The sequence below is a fragment of the Stenotrophomonas sp. SrG genome, assembly GCF_050031795.1.
GTDB classification, from domain to species: Bacteria; Pseudomonadota; Gammaproteobacteria; order Xanthomonadales; family Xanthomonadaceae; genus Stenotrophomonas; species Stenotrophomonas rhizophila_A.
Genome location: NZ_JBNBBE010000135.1, coordinates 1 through 292 on the forward strand (window position 1 = coordinate 1; position 292 = coordinate 292).

A 292-nucleotide genomic window follows, 5' to 3' on the forward strand; every position below is an offset into this window, starting at 1 on the left:
CGAATCTGTACCGTTGCCGCCACCGACCGAGACCACAGTGGCCTCCACTGCACGCGACCCTGCACCCAGCGCCACCGCGTTGGCACCGGACGCACCGGCAGCGGAGCCGATGGCGATGCCGTTGGCACCGTTGCTGACGAAGGCACCGTGGCCCACGGCCACGCCGTTGGTGGCGTTGGTCGAGGCCAGGCGGCCGACCACGGTGCTGTTGTCACCGCGTGCCGACGCATCCGCACCGAGCGCCGTGGCGCCGGTGGCCGAGGCGGTGGCCGCGGTACCCACCGCGCTGCTG

Annotated in this window: 1 pseudogene; it reads right to left on the reverse strand. The window is 72.9% G+C overall.

Going from position 1 to position 292, the window contains the following annotated elements:
• A pseudogene (locus tag ACQG3P_RS19280) lies at window positions 1-292 on the reverse strand (hypothetical protein); the annotation flags it as partial.